Genomic DNA, 23,520 nt, shown 5'->3' with positions numbered 1-23,520 from the left:
TGTCAGGATTCCGTCACCGCTCCGCACAGGGCCGGCGGCGACGCCGGCCACGGGGGCAGGTCGGGCCCGATGCCGGGAAACCCGCCGAATGGCCAGCGCCGATCGGCCATATCTACGCGGGCTGCCTACACCTGGGCAGGCTTACCGGAACGTGAGCAGACTTTCCCTCATCGTTCGGATCGGGGACACTCAAGGTCACGGTCAGGTCCAGCTGCGCCGTGGACTGCCCGGCTCGGTCGAAAGGGAGCGACAGACTCTGATGCCCTCACCCCATTTGGCCGAGAGCGACTCCGACGGTCTTGCCCTGATGGCCTACCTGGGCTGGCTGCGGCGCCGTTGGTGGATCCTCGTGCTCGCCGCGGTCCTCGGCCTGGCCGGCGGCCTGGCGGTGAGCCAGCTCCAGCACGCCCGCTACACGTCGGGCACGTCGCTGCTGGTCCGCCCGCTCAGCGCCGGCGCGGAGAGCAACCCCAACGCCAAGGTGAACCTCGACACCGAGGCCCAGGTGGTCCGTTCGCTGGTCGTGGCCGAGCGGGCCAAGGGCCTCATGAAGGTCGACACCGGGGCCGACCAGTTGGTGAAGTCGGTGACGGTCACCGTCCCGCCGAACAGCCAGATCCTCCAGGTGGCCTACGAGGCCGACAGCCCCGCCCAGGCGCAGGCCGGGTCGCACGCCTTCGCGCAGGCCTACCTGGACCTGCGCAAGGCCACCGCGCAGAAGGCGCTGGAGAACGAGACCACCGCGCTCAAGCAGCAGATCACCGACGTGAACAAGCAGCTCAGCGCGGTCGCCGGGCGGATCGCCGCGGCGCCGGCCAACAGCCCGGAGCGGGAGCGCGCCGAGGCCGACCGGAACGTGCTGACCAACCAGCTCACCTCGCTGAACAACCGGCTCAGCCCGCTGCTCTCCGCCGACAGCGACCCGGGCGAGATCATCTCGGACGCCCGGCTGCCGGAGAGCCCCAGCTCGCCGAACCGCACCCTGAACCTGGCCAGCGGCATGGGGGCCGGCCTGCTGCTCGGCATCGTGCTGGCGCTGGTGCTGGACCGGCTCGACACCCGCATCCGCCGGGGGCGCGACATCTCCGACCGCGTGGGCCTGCCGCTGCTGCTGGAACTGCCCACGCGCACCCCGTCGCTGACGGTGCTGCCGGCCACCCACAAGATCTCCCGGGAGCTGGGCCGGCTGCGCAACGTGCTGCTCTCCGCGGTGCCCGAGCCTGCGCAGGCCGGTCGGGGGCGCCAACTGCTGCTCTGCGACGGCTCGGCCGGCACCGCCGCCGGGTTCGTGGCGGCCAACCTGGCCGCCGCGTACGCCCGCACCGGCCAGCAGGTCGCCCTGATCACCACCAAGCCGGACTCGGCGCTGAGCGCCATCACCGGCGTGGCCGAGGGCCGGCACAGCCTGGCCTCGGTGCTCCGCCGGGACGTGCCGGCGCTCAAGGCGCTGGCCCCGCTGCCCGGCCTCGGCCAGCTCCGGGTACTCGTCCCGGGCGACCTGGACGCCGAGGTCGAGCTGCCCGTCTCCGGCCTGCTGGAGATCCTGCGCGAGCTGTCCGCGCGCTTCGACCACGTGATCATCGAGACCGCCCAGCCGACCCTCGCCGTGGAGGCCCAGGCGCTGGGCCGGCACGTCGACGCCGTGATCGTGGTCGCCGAGAGCGGGCGAACCCGCAGCGGTGAGATCACCGCCGCGCTCCAGCAGTTCGAGCAGGTCAACGCACCGGTCATCGGCGCCGTGCTGGCTCCGCGCCTGCCCGCGCCGGCGCCCGGCGCCACCCGCCCGGCGGCCCCGGCCAACCGGCCCAAGCCCCGGCCCAGCCCCGGCCCGTCCGCCGAGTCCACGATGGTGCTGCCCCGGATGCACCCGTCCGCGTCGGGCGCCTCCGCCGGGTCGGGCACCACCGCCGGGTCGGCGAACCCACCCGCACCGGGCAAGGCGTCGGCCCCGGTCAAGCCGCCGGCGCCGGGCAAGCCGATGCCGGTCAACGGCGGCGGCGGCACCTACCGGTCCCGGGGTGACGGCGACGGCCGCAGCTACGCGCTGGACTCCGGCGAGGACCTGGGGTGAACCGCCGGCAGATGCTCCGCGCCGCCCTCGCACCGGCCCTCCTGGTCGGCCTCGGCACGGCCTGCAGCGAGCCCCAGCCCGACACGGGCAGCGTCGACGTGGTCGACCCGGGCAAAATCCCGCCGACGCCCGCGCCGAGCCCGACCCCGAGCCTCCCGGCCGGCCCGCTGACCGGAGCGCCGGTGAGCGCGGCGCCGCTGGCCGGCCGCCAGGCGGTCGCCGTGCCGCTGCGGGTCAGTCCCTCCACCACGCCGGCCGGGCTGGACGCGGCCGACCTGGTCTACGCCGAGTTCGCCGAGTCGGACACGCTGCACCTGACCGCGGTGTTCCACTCCCGTGACGCCAAGAAGATCGGTCCGGTCGCCGAGATCCGTCCGGTCGACATCCGGTCGGTCGGCGTGCTGCACCCGGTCGTCGGCTACGCCGGCGGCCCCACCGGCTTCCTCACCCAGTTCGAGAAGTCCGGCCTGGCCGGGGTCACGCCGGACGACGGCGACGCCATCGACGACGGCTACACCTCGACGGCCGCGCTGCTCAAGGCCGCGCCGAAGGGCGGCCAGCCGCCCACGCCGCCTCTCGACCACGCCACCGACGGCGCCGCGCTGGCCGCGCGGGACCTCGTCCCGGCCACCGAACTGTCGGTCACCGTCTCCGGCGGGCCGCCCATGGTCTGGCGGTACGACCAGCAGAAGTCGCTCTGGGTGGGCAAGGTCGGCACCGCCACGGTGACCGCCGCGTCGGTGATCGTGCTGACGATGGAATACCGCACGCTCGACGTGCGGAACCCGTCGCCGCGGTCCCTCCCGTCGGCGAACGTCTTCGGCGAGGGCGCGGTGGTCGCCGTCTCCGGGCCGTCGAGCGCGAAGGGCCGGTGGCGCAAGCCGGGCCAGGGCATGGTCTGCACCCTCGCCGACAGCGGCGGCGACCTCCTGCACCCGCAGCCCGGCAACGCCTGGGTGGTCTACGCGCCGACCACCGCCAAGGTCACCGTGAAATGAGCACTGTCACCCCGCCCCGCCCGGCGCGCGGGTCGGCCCCGGTCGACGCGGCGGCACCGCCGCCCGCCGGGACCCGGCTCCCGCCGGCCACGGTGCGGCCGAAGGGCTGGTCGCTGCGGTTGCCCACGGCGTGGCCGCTGATCGCGCTCTTCGTGCTCTACCCGCTGTGGTGGGCGCTCGGGGTGTCCAGCTTCGTCTTCGTCATCTTCTCGGTGCCGATGCTGGTGCAGATGGTCCGCCGGGGCCCGGTCCGGGTGCCGCCCGGCTTCGGGATCTGGCTGCTCCTGCTGCTCTGGCTGGTCCTCTCCGCCGCGATGCTCGGCCTCACCGCGCCGAACACGCTGCCGCCGAGCGGGGGCGGCCGGTACATCGGCTGGGCCATCCGGCTGGCCAACTTCGTCGGCATGACAGTGGTCATGCTCTACGTCTACAACCTCGGCGAGCGCGAGCTGTCCCGGCGCCGGGTCGTCCGGCTCTTCGGGTTCATGGGCGTGGTCGTGGTGATCGGCGGCTGGCTCGGCTCGCTCTTCCCGACCCTCGGCTTCGTCGCACCGCTGCGGTTCATCCTGCCGCACTCGATCGCCAGCCAACCCTTCGTCGCCTCGCTCATGGACGTGAAGTTCGCCCAGGTCCAGCAGGTGCTCGAGGGCGAGGCCAGCTCGCCCCGGCCGTCCGCGCCGTTCACCTACACGAACTCGTGGGGCGAGAACACGGCGATCCTGCTCATCTGGCTGATCGTCGGGTGGGTGGTGCTGGGCCGGCCGCTGCGCCGGGTGGCCGGCGTGGCGATCGCGCTGGCCGCGATCTTCCCGATCATCTACTCGCTCAACCGCGGCCTCTGGATCGGCCTCGGCATCTCCGCGGTCTACGTGGCCGTCCGGCTCGCCCTGCGCGGGCGGATGGTGGTGCTCGGAGGGCTCGCCCTGGCGGTCGGGCTCATCGGGGTGCTGATCATCGCCACACCACTGGGCCGCACCTTCGACGAGCGACTCCAGAACGGGCACAGCGACGACATCCGCACCACCCTCTCCGAGGGCGCGGTCACCGCGGCCAACCACTCACCGATCCTCGGCTACGGCGGCAACCGGGCGCTGATCGGCAGCAACCGGTCGATCGCCATCGGCAAGTCCGACGACTGCAAGCAGTGCGGCAACCGGGAACTGGGCAGCAACGGCCAACTCTGGGCGCTGCTGGTCGGCCAGGGCTACGTGGGCGCGATCTGCTACAACGGCTTCTTCCTCTACTGCCTCTGGCGCTACCGCCGCGACCACAGCGCGATCGGCATCGCCGGCAGTCTGGTGCTCATCCTCATGCTCTTCTTCCAGTTCACCTACGGGGCACTGGAAGCCACCCTCGCCTACGGCCTGATCTCGGTCGCCCTGCTCGCCCGCAACGACCGGCTCCGCCGGGCGCTCGCGCCGGCGCCACCCCAGGGCACCGTGGCCGGGCTGCGGGCCCGACTGGAAGCAGCCGGTGACCACTGATGGCGTTCCGCGTACCCCCGGACGGCGACGGCCGCTCCGCCTACCTCGGTGAGCTGGCCGGGCTGATCTGGCCCGAGCCGGCCGAGCCCGCCCTGCGCAGGGGCGGCGCCGGCTGGGTGGTGGTGCCCTCGGCGTCCCGCCCCCGGCTCCTGGTGCCCACCGGCTCCGGCCGGGCCGCGGCGAGCGCGGTCCGGCACTCCACCGAGGCGGTCGGCCGCAAGGCCAGGCTGGTCCGGCAGGGGCTGGCCACCGCGTTCCGGCTCGGACTGGGGCCGGTGGTGTTCCGCGACCGGCTGGTGGTGACCGGCGGCGGGCTGGACGCGTACCTGGCCGAGGTGCTGGGCGAGCCGGCGCTGGTCAGCCTGCACATCGGGCCGGCCCGGGCGAACCGCAAGCCGGTGCTGCAGCTGCTCGCCCCGGACGGCCGGGCCCTCGGCTACGCGAAGCTCGGCGTCGACCCGCTGACCCGCGCGCTGGTCGACGCGGAGGCCGACGCGCTGCGCCGGCTGGCCGACCTGCCGCTCGGCCCGGTCACCGTCGCCGGGGTACGCCACCACGGCGACTGGCACGGGCACGCGCTGCTGGTGCAGGAGGCGCTGCCGGTGCGGCTGCCCCGGGCCACCCCGGCCGCCGCCGAGGCGGCCGAACGGGCGGCCATGGTGGCTGTCGCCGGCTGTCTCGGCGTACGCCGGCGGTCGTGGGCGGGGAGCGACCACGCGGCCCGGCTGGCCGACGCGGTGGACGCGCTCGGCGCGCGACCGGAGGCCGGGCGGCTGCGCGCGGCGCTCAAGACGGTCGCGGACCTGGACCCGACGGTGGCCTTCGGCGCCTGGCACGGGGACTGGAACGGCGGCAACAGCGCCGTGCTGGCCGACGGCCGCGTGCTGGTCTGGGACTGGGAGCGGTTCGAGGCGGACGTGCCGGTCGGCTACGACGAGTTGCACCGGGCGGTGCAGACCGCGATCGGCAACGACGGGGTCGAGCCGGTCGAGGCCGCGCGGGCGCTGATCGCCGGGGCGGACCGGGCGCTCGCGCCGTTCGACCCCGACGGGCGGGGCGCCGACCTGGTCGCCGTGCTCTACCTGGTTGAGCTGGCGGCCCGCTATCTGCGGGACCGGCAGGCGGAGGCGGGTGCGCGACTGGGGCACGTCGACGCCTGGCTGCTGCCCGCCGTGGAGGAACACCTGGCCCGTCGGGCCCGGTGAGAGTGAGGAGTGGGGACGTGACGCTGGCCAAGGAACAGGCGCTCCGCGCGGTGAAGTCGGTGAGCCGGACGGTCGGTCGGCTGACCGCCGGGTCGCGCATGGTGCCGGGATTCCTGATCGTGGGGGCGCAGCGCTGCGGCACCACCTCGCTGTTCAAGACGCTCTCCCAGCACCCGGGGGTGCTGCCGCCCGCCTACCACAAGGGCGTGCACTACTTCGACGTGGACTACCGCCGCGGAATGAACTGGTACCTCGGCCACTTCCCCACCACCGCGAAGGCGGAGGCGGTGAAGGAGCAGGTCGGCGTACGCGGGATCACCGGCGAGTCGAGCCCGTACTACATGTTCCACCCGCTGGCGGCGCAGCGGATCGCCAAGGACCTGCCCTCGGTGAAGCTTCTCGTGCTGCTCCGCGACCCGGTGGAGCGGGCCTACTCGGCGCACTCCCACGAGCTGGCCCGGGGCTACGAGACCGAGCCGGACTTCGAGCGGGCGCTGGCGCTGGAGGAGGAGCGGACGGCGGGCGAGCGGGAGCGGATGACCGCCGACCCGACGTACGCGAGCCACCACCTCCAGCACAACGCGTACCTGGCCCGGGGGCGGTACATCGAGCAGGTGGAGCGGCTGGAGGCGCTGGTCGGCCGGGAGCGGCTGCACGTGATCGACAGCGACGACTTCTTCGCCGATCCGCGGCCCTCCTTCGACGCGGTCTGTGACTTCCTCGGCCTGCCCCGGTGGGCGGACATCGCCTTCGGCAAGCACAACTCGCGGTCCCGCTCGCCCATGTCGGCCGAGCTGCGGACGCGGCTGGAGAACCACTTCGCCCCGTACGACGAGCGGCTGGCCACCTGGTGGGGACGCGTGCCGTCGTGGCGGCGGTGACCCGGGCGGACGCCGGCGGCACCCCGACGCTCACCGCACCGGCCGGCGGAACCGGCGCCGCCGGCGGACCCGGCGCGGGCCTCGGCGGCGCGGCCCGGCAGGGCTTCGCCAACCTGGTCGGTGTGGGCCTGGCGGCGGTGGCCGGCTTCGGGCTGAACATCGTCATCGCCCGCGGCTGGTCGGTCCGCGAGGCCGGCATGTTCTTCGCGGCCACCAGCGCCTTCATGATCGCGGCGTCGGCGGCGCGGCTCGGCACCGACGTGGGGACCGTCTACTTCGTCAGCCGGCACCGGACGCTCGACCAGCGGGACCGGATCCGCGGCACGATCCTGGCCGGGCTGCTGCCGGTGCTGGCGGTCGGCGCGCTGCTCGGCGCGGTCGGCTGGCTGGCCGCCCCCGCCCTGGCCGAGGTCACCATGCCGGAGGCCGGTCCCGGCGCGGTGACCGCGCTGCGCATCCTGCTGGCGTTCGTGCCGCTGGCCGCGCTGAACGACTACGCGCTGGCCGCCTGCCGCGGCTTCGGCCAGATGCGGCCGCTGCTCACCGTGGAACGGCTGGGCCGCACCCTGGTGCAGTTCCTGGCCGTGGCGGTGGCCGCCTGGCTGGGGCTCTCCGCCACCGTGGCGCTGCCGCTGGCCTGGGTGGTGCCCTACCTGCTCGCCGCGGTGGTGGCGCTGGCCTGGCTGGGCCGGCTGGTCCGCCGGGCCGGCCGGCAGGTGACCCGGCCGGTGCCGACCGGTGAGCTGGTCGGGCCGTTCTGGCGGTTCACCGGGCCGCGCGCGGTCAGCAGCCTGGCCGCGATCGTGGTGCAGCGACTGGACATCGTGCTGCTCAGCGCCCTGCGCGGGCCCGCCGACGCGGCGATCTACACGGCGGCGACCCGCTTCCTGGCGCTCGGCCAGCTCTCCAGCGTCGCGCTCTCCAGCTCGGTGCAGCACCGGCTGGCGGCCGCCTTCGCCCGCGACGACCGGGCCGAGGCGCGGCAGCTCTACCAGGCCGCGACCGGGTGGCTGGTGCTGCTCTCCTGGCCGGCGTACCTGCTCTTCGCGGCGTTCGCCACGCCGATGCTGGCGCTGTTCGGCTCCGGCTACGGGGACGGTCACCGGGTGGTGCTGCTGCTCGCGCTGACCATGCTGGTGGCCACCGGCTGCGGCATGGTCGACATGGTGCTGAACATGGCCGGCCGGACCGCCTGGACCTTCTACAACGCGATGGCCGGCACGGTGCTCAACGTGGTCGCCAACCTCCTGCTCATCCCGCGGTACGGCATCCTCGGCGCGGCCCTGGCCTGGACCGTCTCCATCCTGGTCACCAACCTGGTGCCGCTGGGCCAGCTCTGGTGGTCGATGCGGCTGCACCCGTTCGGCGCCGGCACCCGGGCCGCCATGGCGCTCGCCGTCGCCGCGTTCGGCGTGCCGCTCGGGGTGGCCAGCCTGCTCGACGCCCCGACGCCGGTGCTCGCCCTGGTGGCGGCCGTCGGCGTGGCGGCGTACCTGGCCGGCGCCTGGCGCTGGCGGACCACCCTGCACCTCGACGCGTTGCGCGCGCTGCGGCGGGGCCGGAACCGCACCGGCGCGAACCCGGCCGCCCAGTCCTGACCCGTTCCCGCCTACCGATGGGACCCCGATGACCAGCAGCACGCCCCTCGCCCCGCACTCCGGCCTGTCGACCGTCAAGGCCGCGAAGCTCGCCGCCGTCGGCCTGCTGGCGGACCGGAAGGAACGCCGGGAGCTGGAGCGGCCGGTGGAGGCCGCCAGCCGCAGGCTCACCCTCAAGGTCGAGCGGCCGATCTTCATCCTGGGCGCGCCCCGCTCCGGCACCACGTTCCTGGGCAGTTGCGTGGGCGCGCTGCCGGACGTGTCGTACCACTTCGAGCCCCGGCTGACCAAGGCGGTGGCCCGCTGCGTGTACGAGGGGACCTGGACCCCGCAGCGGGCGGCCCGCTACTTCCGCGGCTACTACGGGGCACTGCTCGCCGCCTCCGGCCACGGTGGCCTGCGGTTCGCCGAGAAGGACCCGGAGAACTGCTTCATCGTGCCCTTCCTCACCGAGGTCTTCCCCGACGCGGTCTTCCTGCACGTCTACCGGGACGGCCGGGACGTGGCGGTGTCGCACGCCGAGCAGCCGTGGCTGAACGCCGCCTCGACGGGCACCGGGAAGAGTGGCCGCGGCGGCACGCCGTGGGGGGCCGCGCCCCGGTTCTGGGTGGAGCCGGAGCGGCGCGAGGAGTTCAGCCAGGTCTCCGACCTGCGCCGCTCGGCCTGGATGTGGCGTCGTTTCACCAGCAGCGCGCTGGCCCAGCTCGCCGGCGTGCCGGCGGACCGGGTCCGGCACCTCCGCTACGAGGACATCGTCAGCCGCCCGGCCGAGGCGGCCGAGGTGGTCGCCGGCTTCCTGGCGGTCGACGACCCGGCGGGCCGGGAGGCGCTGCACGCCCGGTTCGCCAAGGCCCGGCCGAACTCGGTCGGCCGCTGGCGTCAGCAACTGGCCGAACAGGACCTCGCCGACGTGCTCGCCGAGGCGGGGCCGCTGCTCAGGGAACTCGGCTACACCGCGTAAGGGCCGTCGCGCCGGACCGCCGCGCCGGTAGAGTGCCAGGGGTCGCCCGCCCGTCCCGGTGCGCCGCTCCGCTGACGCGGCGCCGCCGGGGCCGACGACCGTGGGGCCGGCGACCATCCTGGGGAGAGGTTGCGGTGGTACGACGGTTACGACGGACGATGGCGGCCGTGTTCGCCCTGGCCTGCCTCGTTCCGGCGGTGGCGGCCTGTGACGTCGGCTCGGCCGACCGGCCGGACGGCGGCACGACGGCGGCGGCGCCCCCGCCCACGGTGACGCCCCGGACCAGCCCGGTCCGGACCACCGGGCGCGGGCCGGAACTGCCGGAGAAGGGCGCCTGGGTGGGCGCCTGGGTGAAGCCGCAGTTCCACAACGCCACCGGGCGGGCGGCCGCGTTCGACGACTTCAACCGCGCGGCCGGCGGCGAGCTGACCATCGCGCACATGTTCCACGAGTGGAACGAGGCGTTCCCGGGCGCCACCGAGCGGGCCTTCCAGGCCCAGGGGAAGCTCCAGATGATCTCCTGGCAGGGCACCGACACCCGGTCGACGGTCAGCGGCGTCTACGACTCGCTGATCCGCCAGCGGGCCGTCGACGTCAAGGAGTTCGGGGTGCCGGTGCTGCTGCGCTACCGGTGGGAGATGGACCGGCCGAACCTGGCCGCCAGCATGCACTCCCCGGAGGACTACGTCGCCGCCTGGAAGCACGTCCGGGCCATCTTCACCGAGGTCGGCGTCACCAACGCGGCCTGGGTGTGGTGCCCGCACGCGGACGGCTTCGCCGAACCCGACCGGGACGCCGCCGCCTACTACCCGGGCGACGACCAGGTCGACTGGCTCTGCGCCGACGTCTATCCCGGCCCGGAGTGGAACAGCTTCACGGACCGGATGGACCACTTCATGGCCTTCGCGCAGAAGCACCCGCGGCCGGTGGTCATCGGCGAGTTCGGGCTCACCCAGGAGGGCCGGCCCGGCCAGCGGGCCAACTGGATGCGCGAGGTCGGCCCGTACCTGAAGAAGCACCCGCAGATCAAGGCAGCCGTCTACTTCGCCGCCCGGCAGACCACGAAACCCTTGTACGACAGCACGTTCGGCAACGACCCGGAGAGCGCGGCGGTGTTCCGCGAGATGGCCACCGATCCGTACTTCAACCCCCCGCCGCCGGACCTCAGCGTGTCCTCCGCGCCACCCTCCGTACCGAGTCGATGATCTTCCCTCGTCTTTTCGTGTGACCTGGGGCGTTTCCTCGGTCAAAAAGGCCGATCCCGGGTGGACGGGCGACGGGCGGATGCGAGAAGGTGTTGCTCTCACGTCTGCGGTCGGCCGTACGGCGCCCCACCTCGCACCGGTAACGGCCATGACCGCAGCGCCTCCGACATTTCCTCCGGAGTAGCCTGTGGCTTCCTCGATCCTGAGACACCGCTCGGTGTCCGCCCTCGGCGTCGCCGTGCTCGGCATCGCCACCCTGTTCACCCCCGTGCCCGCGCTCGCCGCGCCCGCGCCGGACCACACCACGATGGTCAGCGAGGTGCCGACGGACAAGACGCCGAACATCAACGACGGCAACGTCGTCGCCATCTACGACGCCGGCACCAAGGTGATCGTGGGTGGCTCGTTCACCAAGGCGCAGAACCGCGGCGCGTCGACCACCGAGGTCACCCGGAAGGGCGTGCTGGCCTTCGACAAGGCGACCGGCAAGCTCGACGAGGCCTTCGCCCCGGTGCTCGACGGCGACGTCACGGCGATCATCGCTGGCCCGACGCCGGGCACCGTCTACCTGGCCGGCACCTTCAACCAGGTCAACGGCACCAACTTCCGGAAGCTCGCCCTGCTCAACGTCGCCGACGGCACGCCCGTCGCCGGCTTCAAGGGCCCGGCGTTCAACGGCACGGTCAGCGACATCGCCCTGGTCGACGGGCGGCTCCTGGTCGGCGGCATCTTCTCCACGGTGACCGCGACGACCACCCGCAACGGGCTGGCGTCGCTGAACCCCACCACGGGCGCGGTGACCGACTACCTCACCGTGGCGCTGACCGAGAACCACAACTGGACCAGCACCAACGGCGGCGCGAAGGCCGGCGTCGGCGTCGAGAAGCTGGCCGTCTCGCCGGACGGCAAGCACCTCGTGGTCATCGGCAACTTCAAGAAGGCCAACGGCGCCGTCCACGACCAGATCGTCCGGATCGACCTGGGCGACAGCGCGGCCACCATCGCCGACTGGAACACCGACAGCTACTCGGCGGCCTGCAAGTACACCGCGTTCGACTCGTGGGTGCGCGACGTGCAGTTCGCCCCGAGCGGCAAGTACTTCGTCGTGGTGACCACCGGCGCCTCCTACCCGGGGACGCTCTGCGACTCGGCGGCCCGCTGGGAGACCGACGCCAGCGGCAACGGCCAGCAGCCGACCTGGACCAACTTCAGCGGCGGCGACACCTTCCTCTCCACCGGCATCAGCGAGGAGGCCGTCTACGTCGGCGGTCACTTCCGCTGGTCGAACAACCCGCTCGCCCGCGACAAGGCCGGCCCCGGCGCGGTGCCGCGGGCCAGCATCGCGGCCCTCGACCCGGCCAGCGGCCTGCCGCTGTCCTGGAACCCCGGCCGCCACCCCCGCGGCTACGGCGTCACCGAGATGATGGTGACCCCGGAGGGCCTCTGGCTGGGCAGCGACCAGGAATACATCGGCAACTTCGACTACCAGCGGAAGCGGCTCGCCTTCTTCCCGCTGACCGGCGGCAACGCCCCGCACTCCACCAGCACCAAGGGCCTGCCGGGCGACGTCTACCAGGCCGGCCGCGCGGCGCAGAATGAGGTCCTCTACCGGGTCAACGCCGGCGGTCCGGCCATCCCGGCGACCGACGGCGGTCCGGACTGGGCCGGCGACAGCGCCACGGCCCCCAGCCCGTACCACAACACCGGCAGCAGCGTCTCGACGTACACCACCAACGCGACGTTCGACGCGACGGTGCCGGCGAGCACCCCGGCGACCCTGTTCAACGCCGAGCGGTGGGACCAGTCGACCGCCCCGGACATGCAGTGGGACATCCCGGTCGCCGCGGGCACCCGGGTCGACGTGCGGCTCTACTTCGCCAACCGGTACGCGAAGACCGGCGTCGTCGGCGCGCGCAAGTTCGACGTCAGCGTCGACGGCGTGCTCAAGCTGAACGACTTCGACCCGGTGGCCAGCGCCGGCGGCACCGACCGCGGCACCATGCGGTCCGTCTCCGTGGTCAGTGACGGCGTGGTCGACATCGACTTCGGCCGGGTCGTGGAGAACCCGCTGATCCAGGGCATCGAGATCGTCAAGACCGCGCCGACGCCGGACGCGGCGGACGTCCTCTACCGGGTCAACGCCGGTGGCGACCAGCTGGCCGCGCCGAGCGGCCCGGCCTGGGCCACCGACACCGCGTTGGCGCCGAGCGCCTACCACAACACGGGCAGCAGCGTCTCGACCTACACCACCGACGCGACGCTCGACGCCACCGTGCCGGCCGGCACGCCGGTCGCGCTGTTCAACAGCGAGCGGTGGGACCAGTCGACCACGCCGGACATGCAGTGGGACTTCCCGGTCCCGGCGGGCACCCCGGTGCAGGTGCGGCTCTACTTCGCCAACCGCTACGCCAAGACGGGCGTCGTCGGCGCGCGCAAGTTCGACGTCAGCGTCGACGGCGTGCTCAAGCTGAACGACTTCGACCCGGTGGTCGGCGCCGGCGGCACCAACCGGGGCACCATGCGGGCCTTCGCGCTCACCAGCGACGGCAACATCGACATCGACTTCGGTCGGGTCCTGGAGAACCCGCTCGTCCAGGGCATCGAGGTCGTCAAGATCCCGCCGGTGCCGCCGGCCACCACGCTCGACAGCATCACCAAGCGGTCGTACGACGGGGCGAGCACGGTGGGCAACGCCAGCTCGGTGGCCAACCCGGACAACACCAAGTGGTCCACTGTCAAGGGGGCCTTCTGGGTCGGCGGTGACCTGTTCTACGGCGTCAACGGCGACCTCTACAAGCGCTCGTTCGACGGCACCGCGTTCGGCACCCCGAAGAAGCTCGACCCGTACCACGACGCCAAGTGGGACCTCGTCGTCACCGGCTCCGCGCCGGAGGGCCAGACCTACGCGGGCATGACCGTCAACTTCTCGGCCGAGCTGCCGAACGTGACCGCCATGTTCTACACCGGCGGCCGCATTTACTACACGCTGGCCGGCCAGGGCACCCTGTTCTGGCGTGGGTTCGCGCCCGACACCGGCGTCGTCGGTGCCGAGCGGGCCACGGTCACCGGCACCACGGCGTTCGCCGACGCGGGCGGCCTGTTCCTGGACGGCAGCACCCTCTACGTCGTCTCCCGGAGCACCGGCAACCTCTCCTCGATGAACTGGTCCGACGGCGCGCCGACCGGCTCCGCCACGGTGCGCAGCGGCCCGGGTGTCGACAACGTGGACTGGCGCGGCACGTCGGTCTTCGTCGGCCCCTGAGCCGAAGGCGGCACGACACGACGATGGCCCGGCCGGTATCGGCCGGGCCATCGCCCTTTTCGTCGTCGGTTCAGACGCGGGGTGCCGTGTGCTCCCGCGCCCAGACCCGCATGAGGTCCCGTACCGAGATGACCCCGGACACCTCGCGACCGTCGAGCACCACCAGGTGCCGGAAACCGCCCCGGGCCATCGCGGCGGCCGCCTCCTCCACCGTCCAGTCCGGGCCCGCGTAGACCACGTCCCACGTCAGATGGGCTCCGGTGCGTTCGACGTCCGGGTCGAGCCCGGCCCCGATCGCGTTGAGCACGTCGCGTTCGGTCATGATCCCGACCCCCTCGGAGTCCGGGTCGATCACGACCGCCGACCCGACCCGCCGGGCCGACATCATCCGGGCCGCCTGGCGGAGCGTGTGCTCCGGGCCGACCACGAGAACTTCCTTGGACATCGCTTCCCGTACCTGCATCACATCACCCCTGTGGGACGGCGGCCTCGGTACGGACATGGTGGGCCATCGATGCGGATCGGGACAAGACCGGGCATCGCCACGAACGGCGCGTGATCGCTACTGTCGTGAGGTGCCCACCGAGCCCCTCCGCTGCGCCGGCGCGCTGATCGTGGACGACGACGGCCGCATCTTCATCCAACGCCGGTCCCCCGAGCGGCGCCTCTTCCCCAACTGCTGGGACATCGTCGGCGGCCACCTCGAACCGGGCGAGGAGGTGGAGGACGCGCTGCGCCGGGAGGTCACCGAGGAGACCGGCTGGACCGTCTCGCACGTGCTCGGCCAGGTCGGCGAATACCGGTACCCCGGCGACGACGGGCTGACCCGGGTGGAGACCGACTTCCTGGTCCGGGTGGACGGCGACCTGAGCCGGCCCCGGCTGGAGGCGGGCAAGCACACCGAGTTCCGCTGGCTGGCGGAGCGGGACGTCGACCTGCTCGACGAGCACCGCGACGTCAACGACGGGCTGATCCGGCGGATCGCCGAGAACGCGTTCGCCGCCCTGCGTTCGATCGGTCTGTGAGCGCGACGATTCCCGGTCGCGGCGCGCCGCGGTCTCCGACGCACCGGGTCACAGCGGGCGACGGCGTCGAGCTGCCGCCGCACCGGTTCGCGGGGCTGGTCGCCCCGGCCGTCGACCGGGCCTTCGTCGCCGGCATGCTCGCCGGCCGCGACGGCGGCGGCGCGGAGCTGAGTTCCCGGTACGGGGGACCGGCCGCCACCGGCTTCCTCGTGGAGTTCCGCACCCGGCTGGCCGTGCCGGGCGGCACGGTGGACGCCGAGGGCTTCGCGGCGGTGACCCGCTACCGGGACGCGGCCGCCTGCCAGCGGGCGCTGGACAAGCAGGTCGCGTACGGCATGATCCAGCGCTTCCCGGACGGGGGCTTCTGCGCCACCGAGCGTGGGCTCGCCTTCCTGGCCGAGCTGTTCGGCGTGCACGGCGAGGTGACCGAGGAGCTGTGGGCGGGGCACGACGAGCGGGTGGCGCGGCTGGTTCCGGCGCTGGGCCGGGTGCTGGCGTACGCGTTCGCGTCGGCGGAACCCGGCGCCTTCGCGACGATGGCCCCGCCGTACGAGCCGGACGGCACCCCGCCCGGGGTGCTGCTGCTCAACCGGCTGGGCACGCTGCGCTACCACCGGGCGGACGCGCACGCGGCGGCGTGGACGGCGGCGGGGCACACGGCGGCGAGCGTCGTCGAGCTGCCCGACGGGCCGGAGCGGCTGGCGATCGAGCAGGAGACGGACCGGAGGGGGGCCGGCCCGTGGGCGGTGCTCGCTGCGGAGGAACGCCTGGAACTGCTCGCCGACCTGGCCGCCCTGCCGGGCTGAACCACGGCGGGCGGCGGCGCGACGATATCCTCCCCCGGTGGAGCGGAGTCGAGAAGAGGATGGTGCCGGCATGATCGGGATGGTGCTCGCGGCCGGTGCGGGGCGGCGACTGCGCCCGTACACCGACACCCTGCCCAAGGCCCTGGTGCCGGTCGACGGGGAGACCACCATCCTCGACATCGCGTTGCGCAACCTCGCCGAGGTGGGGCTGACCGAGGTCGTGATCGTGGTCGGCTACGCGGCGGACGCGGTCCGGCAGCGGCAGGCCGCGCTGGAGGAGAAGTACGGCGTCACGATCACCCTCGTGCACAACGACAAGGCCGAGGAGTGGAACAACGCGTACTCGCTCTGGCTGGCCCGTGAGCACTTCTCCCGGGGCGTGCTGCTGGTCAACGGCGACACCGTGCACCCGGTGAGCGTGGAGAAGACCCTGCTGGCCGAGCGCGGCCCGGGCATCCTGCTGGCCATCGACAACATCAAGACGCTGGCCGAGGAGGAGATGAAGACGACCTTCGACGCGGCCGGCCAGCTCACCCGCATCACCAAGCTGATGGACCCGGGCGAGGCGTACGGGGAGTACATCGGCGCGACGCTCATCGAGCCGCAGGTGGCCGGCGCGCTCGCCGACGCCCTGGAGGCGACCTGGCGGCGCGACCCGAACCTCTACTACGAGGACGGCTACCAGGAGTTCGCCGATCGGGGCGGCGAGGTGCGGGCCGCCCCGATCGGCGACGTCTCGTGGGTCGAGGTCGACAACCACGACGACCTGGCCCGGGCGCGGGAGATCGCGTGCCGCTACTAGCCCGGACGATCCTCACCCCGCTGCACATCGACGTGCGGCGGGGTGCGGTGGCCGACCTCGCCGCGATCCTCGTCGACGGGCGGATCTCCGCCGGCGGCGACGTGGCGGTGGTGGTCGGCCCCGGGCAGGGCGAGCAGATCGCCGAGCTGATCCGCCCCTCGCTGCGGTCGGCGGACGTGTTCACGGTGGCCGGCGGCACCCTCGACGCCGCCGACGACCTGGGGGCGAAGCTGCGCCACCGGTCGTACGACGCGGTGGTGGGCATCGGCGGCGGCAAGACCATCGACGTGGCGAAGTACGCGGCCACCCGACGCGGGCTGCCCATGGTGACCGTGGCGACCGCGCTCGCCAACGACGGCATCGCCTCGCCGGTGGCCAGCCTCGTCACCGACGGGATCAAGGGCTCCTACGGCGTGCACATCCCGATCGCCGTGATCGTCGACCTGGACTTCGTCGAGGCGGGGCCGGAGCGGCACAACCGGGCCGGCATCGGCGACGTGGTGAGCAACATCAGCGCGCTGGCCGACTGGGAGCTGGCCCGGCAGGTCCGCGGCGAGCCGGTGGACGGCCTGGCCGCCTCGCTGGCCCGGATGGGCGCCGAGGCGGTGCTCGCCCACCGGGGCGACATGGGCGACGACGCGTTCGTCACCGTGCTGGCCGAGGCGCTCATCTCCACCGGCCTGGCCATGGCGGTCTGCGGCACGAGCCGCCCGGCCAGCGGCGGCTGCCACGAGATCATGCACGCGGTCGACGCGCTCTACCCGGGCACTGCCTCGCACGGGGAGCTGGCCGGGCTCGGCGCGCTGTTCTGCACGTTCCTCCGCGGCGACGAGCGCCGGTTCGCGGAGATGTCGGCCTGCCTGGCCCGGCACGGCCTCCCCCGGCTCCCCGCCGACGTGGGCCTGAGCGACGAGCGGTTCGTCGAGGCGGTGCAGTTCGCGCCGGCCACCCGGCCGGACCGCTACACCATCCTCGAACACCTGGCGATGTCGCCTACCGAGACGCGGGAGCGGCTGGCAGACTACGCCGGTGCACTCCGCGACCTTGGCTGAGCCGTCCCGCCCGTCCGTCGCCGACTTCCACCGGGTCAACCGGGGCGGCGGCCTGTTCAGCGAGTCGATCAGCCAGTGGATCGGCGCGGTCTTCGCGCTGGTGGCCCAGCGCCTGGGCCTGCGCCCGACCGCGCTGACCATCACCAACCTGGTGCTCGGCCTGGCCGCCTCGGTCACCGTGGTCGCGCTCGCCCCGAAGGTCGCCGCCGGCTCCGTGCCGGCCTGGGCGGTCGGCCTGCTCGCTCTTGTCGCCTGGCAGATCGCGTACGCGCTGGACTGCGCGGACGGTCAGCTCGCCCGGGTGACCAAGCAGAACAACCCTGCTGGCGCCCGGGTCGACGTGCTCTGCGACGTGGCTGCCCAGATCGCCCTGGTCACCGCGCTCGGGGCGACCGCCGTGGCGCAGCGCCCCTCGACGCCCACCTGGCTGATCGCGGTCTTCGCCGGCACCTGGATGGTCAACCTGGTCACCTCGGTGATGCAGGCCGGCCCGAACGCGGCCAGCATGGTCACCTCGACCAGCCTCCCGGTCCGCCTGGCGAAGCTCGTCCGCGACTACGGCGCCGTGATCTTCCTGGCCGGCCTGGTGCTGACCTTCGCCCCGGCCCTGACCGTCTGGGTGATCGTCGCCTTCACGATCGTCAACGGCGGCTTCCTCCTGGCCAGCATCGCCTTCTCCGCCCGCGCCTCGCTCCGCTGACCGGCGCACGCCGGGCCCACCCGCGCCCACCCCGCACCCGCCCCGGCGCCCGCCCCGCACCCACCTCGTTGATCATGAAGTTAGCGTCAGCGGAAAGCGCGTTCCCAGACGCTAACTTCATGATCGCCGCGTCAGGGCGGCGAGGGACGGCGAGGCGAGGCGAGGCGCGGCGCGCGGGGCGGCGCCGCGGTCAGCGGCGGGTTGTGCGGGCGACGTCGGCGTAGATGTCGATGAGGCGCTTCGTGACCACGTCGGGGTGGAAGGTGCGCTCGTAGCGGGTGCGGGCCGCCGGGGCGAGTGTCGCCGCGCCGGCGCGGGCCACCGGGAGGGCGGCGGCCAGCGCCTCCGCATCGGGCGCCACCACCCAGCCGGCCTCGCCGCGCTGCACCCCGGTCGGCAGGGAGACGTGCCCGTCGCCGGGCGCCGCGGTGGCCACCTCGGCCGGGCCGGTGCCGGCGGGTTCCCGGGGATCGTCGGCGCCGACCAGGTACGGGATGCCGCCCAGCGCGGTGCCGAGCACCGGCCGGCCGCTGGCCAGCGCCTCGATGATCACGGTGGGCAGCACGTCGTGCCAGGTGGAGGTGGCCAGCACGACGGCACTGTCGGCCAGCGCGGCGCGTACCCCGGGCCGGTCGAGCTGGCCCAGGTAGACGACGTCGGGCCGGTCGGCGGCGGCCGCCTCGGCCAGCGGTCGAAGCTCGCCGTCGCCGGCGATCCGCAGCGGGCCCAGCGAACCCACCGGGTGCCGCCGCCACGCCGTCAGCAGCAGGTCGAGCCCCTTCTCCGGGCTCAGCCGGCCCATGAAGAGGAACCCGTCCCCGGGCGGCGCCGGGGTCCCTGGGTCGGGCACCGCGTTGGGCTTGACCACGATCCGCTCGTCCGGGATGCCGTAGTCCCGCAGGTGGTCGGCGACCGCCGTGGTGAGCGCGATGTACCGGTCCACCGACTTCCAGGTCGGGCGGTGCACGGCCAGCGTGGTGGCCATCAGCGCGCTCTGCGCCCGCGAGCCCCGGTAGCACCGGTGCACGATCGCCGGAACGCCCAGCGCCCGGCCCCGGCAGTCCTGGCAGATCACCCCGTCGCGGAAGTAGAGCCCGGAGGAGCAGACCTGGCGGTAGTTGTGCACCGTCTGCACCACCGGCACCCCACGCTTGTGCGCGGTCCGCACCACCCAGGGCGAGAGCAGCGGGTACGGGTTGTGCAGGTGCAGCACGTCCGGCCGGTGCTCGGTGAGCAGACGGTCCAGGTCGTGCTGGGCCTTCGGGGCCCAGATCGGCGAGATCGGCAGCAGCGCCTTGGCCGGCTTCGACATCGCGGGGATCTCGTCGGAGCTGCGCAGGAACGGCAGCACCTCCACCCCGGCCGCGGTGAGCTGGGCGATCTCCGCGTCGACGATGGTGTTCTCGCCGGAGGGCTGTGCTTCCCGGTACCGGTTGTGCGCCACCACGATTCTCACGGGAAAGAAGGCTACCGTTGTGGCGTGCCTGAACTACCGGAGGTGGAAGCGCTCGCCGGCTATCTGCGCGAGCGGGCGGTCGGCCGCCGCGTCGAGCGGGTCGAGGTGGCCGCGATCAGCGCGCTGAAGACGTACGACCCGCCGCCGAGCGCGGTCGCCGGCCGGACGGTCACCGGCGCGGGCCGGCACGGGAAGTTCCTGGATGTCCGGTTCGACGAGGGCCTGCACCTGGTGGTGCACCTGGCCCGGGCGGGCTGGCTGCACTACCGGGAGGCGTTCCCGTCGGCCGCCCCGCTGCGCCCGGGGAAGGGCCCGATCGCCCTGCGGGTCCGCCTCGACGACGGCTCCGGCTTCGACCTGACCGAGGCGGGCACGCAGAAGAAGCTGGCCGCGTACCTGGTGACCGATCCGGCCCTGGTCCCCGGGGTGGGCAAGCTGGGCCCGGACGCCCTGGAGGCCGACCTGGCCACCTTCGCGGCCCGGCTGCGCAGCCGCCGGGGGCAGGTAAAGGGGGTGTTGACCGACCAGTCGGTGCTGGCCGGGATCGGCAACGCCTACTCCGACGAGATCCTGCACGCCGCGAAGCTCTCCCCGTTCGCGATCACCGACCGGCTGACCGACGACCAGTTCGCCACGCTGCACGCGGCGACGCGGGCGGTGCTCGGCGACGCGGTCCGGCGCTCGATGGGGCAGCGGGCCGCGGAGCTCAAGGGCGAGAAGCGCTCCGGGCTCAAGGTGCACGCCCGGAAGGGGCTCCCGTGTCCGGTCTGCGGCGACCTGGTGCGGGAGGTGTCGTTCGCCGATTCGAGCCTCCAGTACTGCCCCACCTGTCAGACCGGCGGCAAGCCGCTGGCTGACCGACGGTTGTCCCGCCTCGTACGGTGAGTAACCGCACTCCGCGATTACGGAGAGGAATCGTCCCGGGATCGCGGAAGGTCCCACTCCGCACCTCTACCGGGGCCGCCATCCATCGGTATAGTGGCTCGGTCCCCGGCTTCACAACCGACTCGAAGCCGGCCAGATCTCCGCGAGCACCATCGGACGGCTTCTCCCTCGGGGGGCGGTCCGGGCCGGGCCCGCGTGGGAGACTGGGACGGTGGGCGACCCGGGCCCTCACGGCGAGTGAGGGCGCGCGTCATGCGGGAGGACACTGGTTGAGGTGACGACAAGCCTCCAGCGCCCGGTAACCAACACAGGCCGGAGCAAGAGCGTGCGGCACGTCGACAGCTTCGAGATCCAGCCGCCGACTCCGCCGTCGCACAACGGCGTACCCCGGTTGGCGTGGGCCCGTGCCCGCCGCCGGGTGTCCCGCTGGCATCGCCCCTACATCGCGATCCTGCTGCTGCTCGACTTCGGCGCGGCGGCGCTGGCCAGCCTGCTGGCCATCCAGATCTTCGAGCAGGCCGACTCGGGCTTCCGGCACGCGCCGCAGTCGTGGTTCTACACGGTCGCGTTCGTCCTGCTGCCGCTCGGCTGGCTGCTCATCCTGTGGGGCAACCGGGCCTACGACCGGCGCTACCTCGGCCTCGGGCCGGACGAGTTCAAGCGGGTGACCCGGGCCGGCGTGGCCGTCGCCGCGACCGTCTCCTTCATCGCGTTCGCCACGAAGACCTACTCGCTCTCGCGGTGGACTGTCGGCTTCGCCCTGCTCGGCGCGATGCTGCTGATCCTGCTGGTCCGGATGCTGGCCCGGATGACGCTGCACGCCGTCCGCCGCCGCGTCGGCCAGGCCGGGCACCGGATGGTGCTGGTCGGCACCCTGCCGGAGTGCCTGGAGGTCTACACGGCGGTCACCCGTAACCCCGGGGCCGGCCTGGTCCCGGTGGCCATCCACCTCACCGACGGCTACGCCGCCGCCCGCGGCATCGAGACCCCGGTGCCGGTCTACGCCGGCCGGGACGTGCTCGCCCTGGTGCGCGAGGTCGGCGGGGACACCATCGCGGTCTGCGGCTCGGCCAGCGCCGAGCCCGGCGAGCTGCGCCGGATGGCCTGGCAGCTGGAGGGCTCCGGCGTCGACCTGGTGGTCGCGCCCCAGCTCACCGACATCGCCGGCCCGCGGGTGCACATCCGCCCGATCGAGGGCCTCCCGCTGCTGCACGTCGAGGAGCCGACCCTGTCCGGGCCGGCGCTGCTGGCCAAGAGCCTCATGGACCGGGTCGCCGCCGGGCTGGGCCTGGTGCTGCTGGCCCCGCTCTTCGTCGCGATCGCCATCGCCATCCGGATCTCCGACCGCGGGCCGGTCTTCTTCCGGCAGCCCCGGGTCGGGCACGAGGGGCGGACGTTCCGGGTCTGGAAGTTCCGCACCATGTACGTCGACGCCGAGGAGCGGCTGGCCGGCCTGGTCGACCAGAACGAGACCGACGGCATGCTGTTCAAGATGAAGCAGGACCCCCGGGTCTTCCCGGTGGGCCGCTTCCTGCGCGCCTCCTCGCTGGACGAGCTGCCCCAGCTGATCAATGTGCTGTGGGGCGAGATGTCCCTGGTCGGCCCGCGCCCGCTCCCCGCCGACGACGGCGACTTCCTGGGCGACGTCCGGCGCCGGCTGCTGGTCCGTCCGGGCATGACGGGGCTGTGGCAGGTCTCCGGCCGCTCCGACCTCTCCTGGGACGAGGCGGTCCGGCTCGACCTCTACTACGTCGACAACTGGTCGCTGGCGTACGACCTGAGCATCCTGTGGCGGACCGTCGGGGTGGTGCTCGCCCGTAAGGGCGCGTACTAGGCGGAGCGGCCGGAGCGACCGACGCGGGAGGTCACGTTGCTCCAGGAGGAGATCCGCCGGCGCAACCTCGGCACCCTGCTCCGGCACGTCCATCTCGACGGGTCGGTCTCCCGTGCGGCGCTGGCCGAGCGGATGGGCTTGAACCGCAGCACGATCATGGCCCTGACGCTGGAACTCACCGCCGCCGGGCTGGTTCGCGAGGACGCGCCGACGGACACCGGCCGGAGCGGCCGGCCGTCACTGGTGGTCCGACCGCGGACCACCGGGGTGTACGTGCTGGCGTTCGACGTGGCCGTGGACTGGCTGACCGCCGCCCGCGTCGGGCTGGGCGGCGTCATTCTGGACCGCCGGTGGGCGGCCCGCCCCCGCGCCGGCGCCGACCTCGACCGGGTGGTCGGGGTTCTCGCCGGGTTCGGTCGCCAACTGCACGAGGCGGCGCCGCCGGAGGCGGTGTGTGTCGGGGTCGGCGCGTCGTACTGCGGGATGATCCGTCCGGGCGACGGGACGGTCCGGTTCGGGCCGGACCTGGGATGGGTGGACCAGGCGTTCGGTCCCGAGCTCGGCCGCCGGCTGGGCCTGGCCCGGCCGGTGCCGGTGGGCAACGAGGCTCATCTCGGGGCGGTGGCCGAGCAGCGACGCGGCGCGGGCCTCGGCTTCCAGAACATGATCTACCTGCACGGGGATGTGGGCGTGGGAGGCGGGATCATCGTCGGTGGCAAGCTGCTCGACGGTGACGGCGGCTACGCCTGCGAGCTGGGGCACATGGTGGTCAATCCGCATCATGGGCGGCCCTGCGGGTGCGGCTCCCACGGCTGCCTGGAGGCCGAGGTGGGCGAGCGGGCCCTGCTGGACGCCGCCGGCCGGCCGGCTGACCTGTTCGGTCGCGGCGCCCTGCGGGACGTGGTGTCCGACGCCGGTCGTGGCGACCCCGCAGCCCGCGAGGCGCTGCACCGCATCGGCGACTGGCTCGGAGTCGGCGTGGCCAATCTGATCAACCTCTTCAACCCGGGCATCGTGATCTTCGGCGGGATGCTGCGCGACGTCTACCCCGCCGCGGCGGAACCGGTCCGCGCCCGAATCGCGGCCAGCGTGCTGCCCGTGGCCAGGGAGCGGGTACGGCTGCGTACCTCGGCACTCGGTGACGACGCCACCCTGGTCGGCGCGGCCGAGCTGGGCTTCTCGGAACTGCTGGCGGATCCGCTGCGCGGCGTCGTCCCGGCGCTGTGATCCGGCCGCTGGGCGCCCGGCGAACGAGGCCGGGTTGGCGTGGCGGCCGGCACCGGCCAGGATCTGTG

The 23,520-nt window shown here is 73.4% G+C and carries 19 protein-coding genes; 17 read left to right on the top strand and 2 right to left on the bottom strand.

The features are described from left to right. The first annotated feature begins 259 nt into the window (after nucleotides 1-259). From GA0070603_RS20500 to GA0070603_RS20460, 9 genes are all read left to right on the top strand, one after another. On the top strand, nucleotides 260-2,071 hold the full coding sequence (locus tag GA0070603_RS20500) for a Wzz/FepE/Etk N-terminal domain-containing protein (RefSeq protein WP_091316554.1): 1,812 nt from the start codon (nucleotides 260-262) through the stop codon (nucleotides 2,069-2,071). Then, nucleotides 2,068-3,069: a DUF3048 domain-containing protein gene (locus GA0070603_RS20495; protein WP_091316551.1), complete on the top strand. Its 1,002-nt coding sequence runs from the start codon at nucleotides 2,068-2,070 to the stop codon at nucleotides 3,067-3,069. The genes GA0070603_RS20500 and GA0070603_RS20495 overlap by 4 nt, the downstream gene beginning before the upstream one ends. Then, nucleotides 3,066-4,553 (top strand): O-antigen ligase family protein, encoded by a 1,488-nt coding sequence (locus tag GA0070603_RS20490; protein WP_091316549.1) that lies wholly within the window; start codon nucleotides 3,066-3,068, stop codon nucleotides 4,551-4,553. The genes GA0070603_RS20495 and GA0070603_RS20490 overlap by 4 nt, the downstream gene beginning before the upstream one ends. Beyond that, a complete protein-coding gene (locus GA0070603_RS20485) occupies nucleotides 4,553-5,758 on the top strand; it encodes a hypothetical protein (protein ID WP_091316546.1) in 1,206 nt (401 codons plus the stop codon). Before GA0070603_RS20490 ends, GA0070603_RS20485 begins: the two co-directional genes overlap by 1 nt. Nucleotides 5,759-5,775: 17 nt before the next feature. Then, nucleotides 5,776-6,639, top strand: coding sequence for a sulfotransferase family protein (locus tag GA0070603_RS20480; protein ID WP_091316544.1), 864 nt, complete (start codon nucleotides 5,776-5,778; stop codon nucleotides 6,637-6,639). Next, entirely contained in the window at nucleotides 6,609-8,237 is a 1,629-nt protein-coding gene (locus tag GA0070603_RS20475; RefSeq protein ID WP_244282570.1) for an oligosaccharide flippase family protein, read from the top strand. The genes GA0070603_RS20480 and GA0070603_RS20475 overlap by 31 nt, the downstream gene beginning before the upstream one ends. Before the next feature lie 28 nt (nucleotides 8,238-8,265). Beyond that, nucleotides 8,266-9,198, top strand: coding sequence for a sulfotransferase family protein (locus tag GA0070603_RS20470; protein ID WP_091316541.1), 933 nt, complete (start codon nucleotides 8,266-8,268; stop codon nucleotides 9,196-9,198). Nucleotides 9,199-9,356: 158 nt separating this feature from the next. Next, entirely contained in the window at nucleotides 9,357-10,403 is a 1,047-nt protein-coding gene (locus GA0070603_RS20465) for a glycoside hydrolase family 26 protein (RefSeq protein WP_091316539.1), read from the top strand. Between the two features lie 187 nt (nucleotides 10,404-10,590). Beyond that, nucleotides 10,591-13,665, top strand: a complete 3,075-nt coding sequence (locus GA0070603_RS20460) for a malectin domain-containing carbohydrate-binding protein (RefSeq protein WP_091316536.1) — start codon at nucleotides 10,591-10,593, stop codon at nucleotides 13,663-13,665. Nucleotides 13,666-13,735: 70 nt separating this feature from the next. On the opposite strand, the gene GA0070603_RS20455 is transcribed toward GA0070603_RS20460, so the two are convergent. Next, nucleotides 13,736-14,128, bottom strand: a complete 393-nt coding sequence (locus tag GA0070603_RS20455; protein WP_091316534.1) for a CBS domain-containing protein — start codon at nucleotides 14,126-14,128, stop codon at nucleotides 13,736-13,738. 112 nt (nucleotides 14,129-14,240) lie between these two features. Here GA0070603_RS20455 and GA0070603_RS20450 point away from each other — a divergent pair, with 112 nt between their 5' ends. The 5 genes from GA0070603_RS20450 (at nucleotide 14,241) to GA0070603_RS20430 (ending at nucleotide 18,050) form a co-directional block, all read left to right on the top strand. Then, nucleotides 14,241-14,690 carry an NUDIX hydrolase gene (locus GA0070603_RS20450; RefSeq protein WP_167544566.1) on the top strand — a complete coding sequence of 150 codons (450 nt, stop codon included), beginning with the start codon at nucleotides 14,241-14,243 and terminating at the stop codon, nucleotides 14,688-14,690. Next, nucleotides 14,687-15,496 carry a hypothetical protein gene (locus GA0070603_RS20445; RefSeq protein ID WP_244282569.1) on the top strand — a complete coding sequence of 270 codons (810 nt, stop codon included), beginning with the start codon at nucleotides 14,687-14,689 and terminating at the stop codon, nucleotides 15,494-15,496. Before GA0070603_RS20450 ends, GA0070603_RS20445 begins: the two co-directional genes overlap by 4 nt. A gap of 70 nt (nucleotides 15,497-15,566) precedes the next feature. Next, entirely contained in the window at nucleotides 15,567-16,298 is a 732-nt protein-coding gene (locus tag GA0070603_RS20440) for a phosphocholine cytidylyltransferase family protein (protein ID WP_091316531.1), read from the top strand. Further along, a complete protein-coding gene (locus tag GA0070603_RS20435; RefSeq protein WP_091316528.1) occupies nucleotides 16,286-17,350 on the top strand; it encodes an iron-containing alcohol dehydrogenase family protein in 1,065 nt (354 codons plus the stop codon). Before GA0070603_RS20440 ends, GA0070603_RS20435 begins: the two co-directional genes overlap by 13 nt. Further along, the gene (locus GA0070603_RS20430) at nucleotides 17,328-18,050 is read left to right on the top strand and encodes a CDP-alcohol phosphatidyltransferase family protein (protein WP_091316525.1); all 723 of its coding nucleotides are present in this window, start codon (nucleotides 17,328-17,330) and stop codon (nucleotides 18,048-18,050) included. The genes GA0070603_RS20435 and GA0070603_RS20430 overlap by 23 nt, the downstream gene beginning before the upstream one ends. 190 nt (nucleotides 18,051-18,240) lie before the next feature. Here the strand turns inward: GA0070603_RS20430 and GA0070603_RS20425 are convergent, their stop codons facing one another. Beyond that, nucleotides 18,241-19,506, bottom strand: coding sequence for a glycosyltransferase (locus tag GA0070603_RS20425; protein ID WP_091316523.1), 1,266 nt, complete (start codon nucleotides 19,504-19,506; stop codon nucleotides 18,241-18,243). Nucleotides 19,507-19,530: 24 nt separating this feature from the next. Here GA0070603_RS20425 and GA0070603_RS20420 point away from each other — a divergent pair, with 24 nt between their 5' ends. From GA0070603_RS20420 to GA0070603_RS20410, 3 genes are all read left to right on the top strand, one after another. Next, nucleotides 19,531-20,391, top strand: a complete 861-nt coding sequence (locus tag GA0070603_RS20420) for an Fpg/Nei family DNA glycosylase (protein WP_091316520.1) — start codon at nucleotides 19,531-19,533, stop codon at nucleotides 20,389-20,391. A gap of 325 nt (nucleotides 20,392-20,716) precedes the next feature. Beyond that, entirely contained in the window at nucleotides 20,717-22,225 is a 1,509-nt protein-coding gene (locus tag GA0070603_RS20415) for a sugar transferase (protein ID WP_091316517.1), read from the top strand. A 36-nt stretch (nucleotides 22,226-22,261) separates the two neighbouring features. Then, complete coding sequence (locus GA0070603_RS20410; protein ID WP_091316515.1) at nucleotides 22,262-23,452, top strand: ROK family transcriptional regulator; 1,191 nt, start codon at nucleotides 22,262-22,264, stop codon at nucleotides 23,450-23,452. Nucleotides 23,453-23,520: the final 68 nt, after the last annotated feature.

This window comes from Micromonospora chersina (genome assembly GCF_900091475.1).
Lineage (GTDB): Bacteria > Actinomycetota > Actinomycetes > Mycobacteriales > Micromonosporaceae > Micromonospora > Micromonospora chersina.
This window is presented reverse-complemented; position numbering and strand designations above follow the sequence as displayed.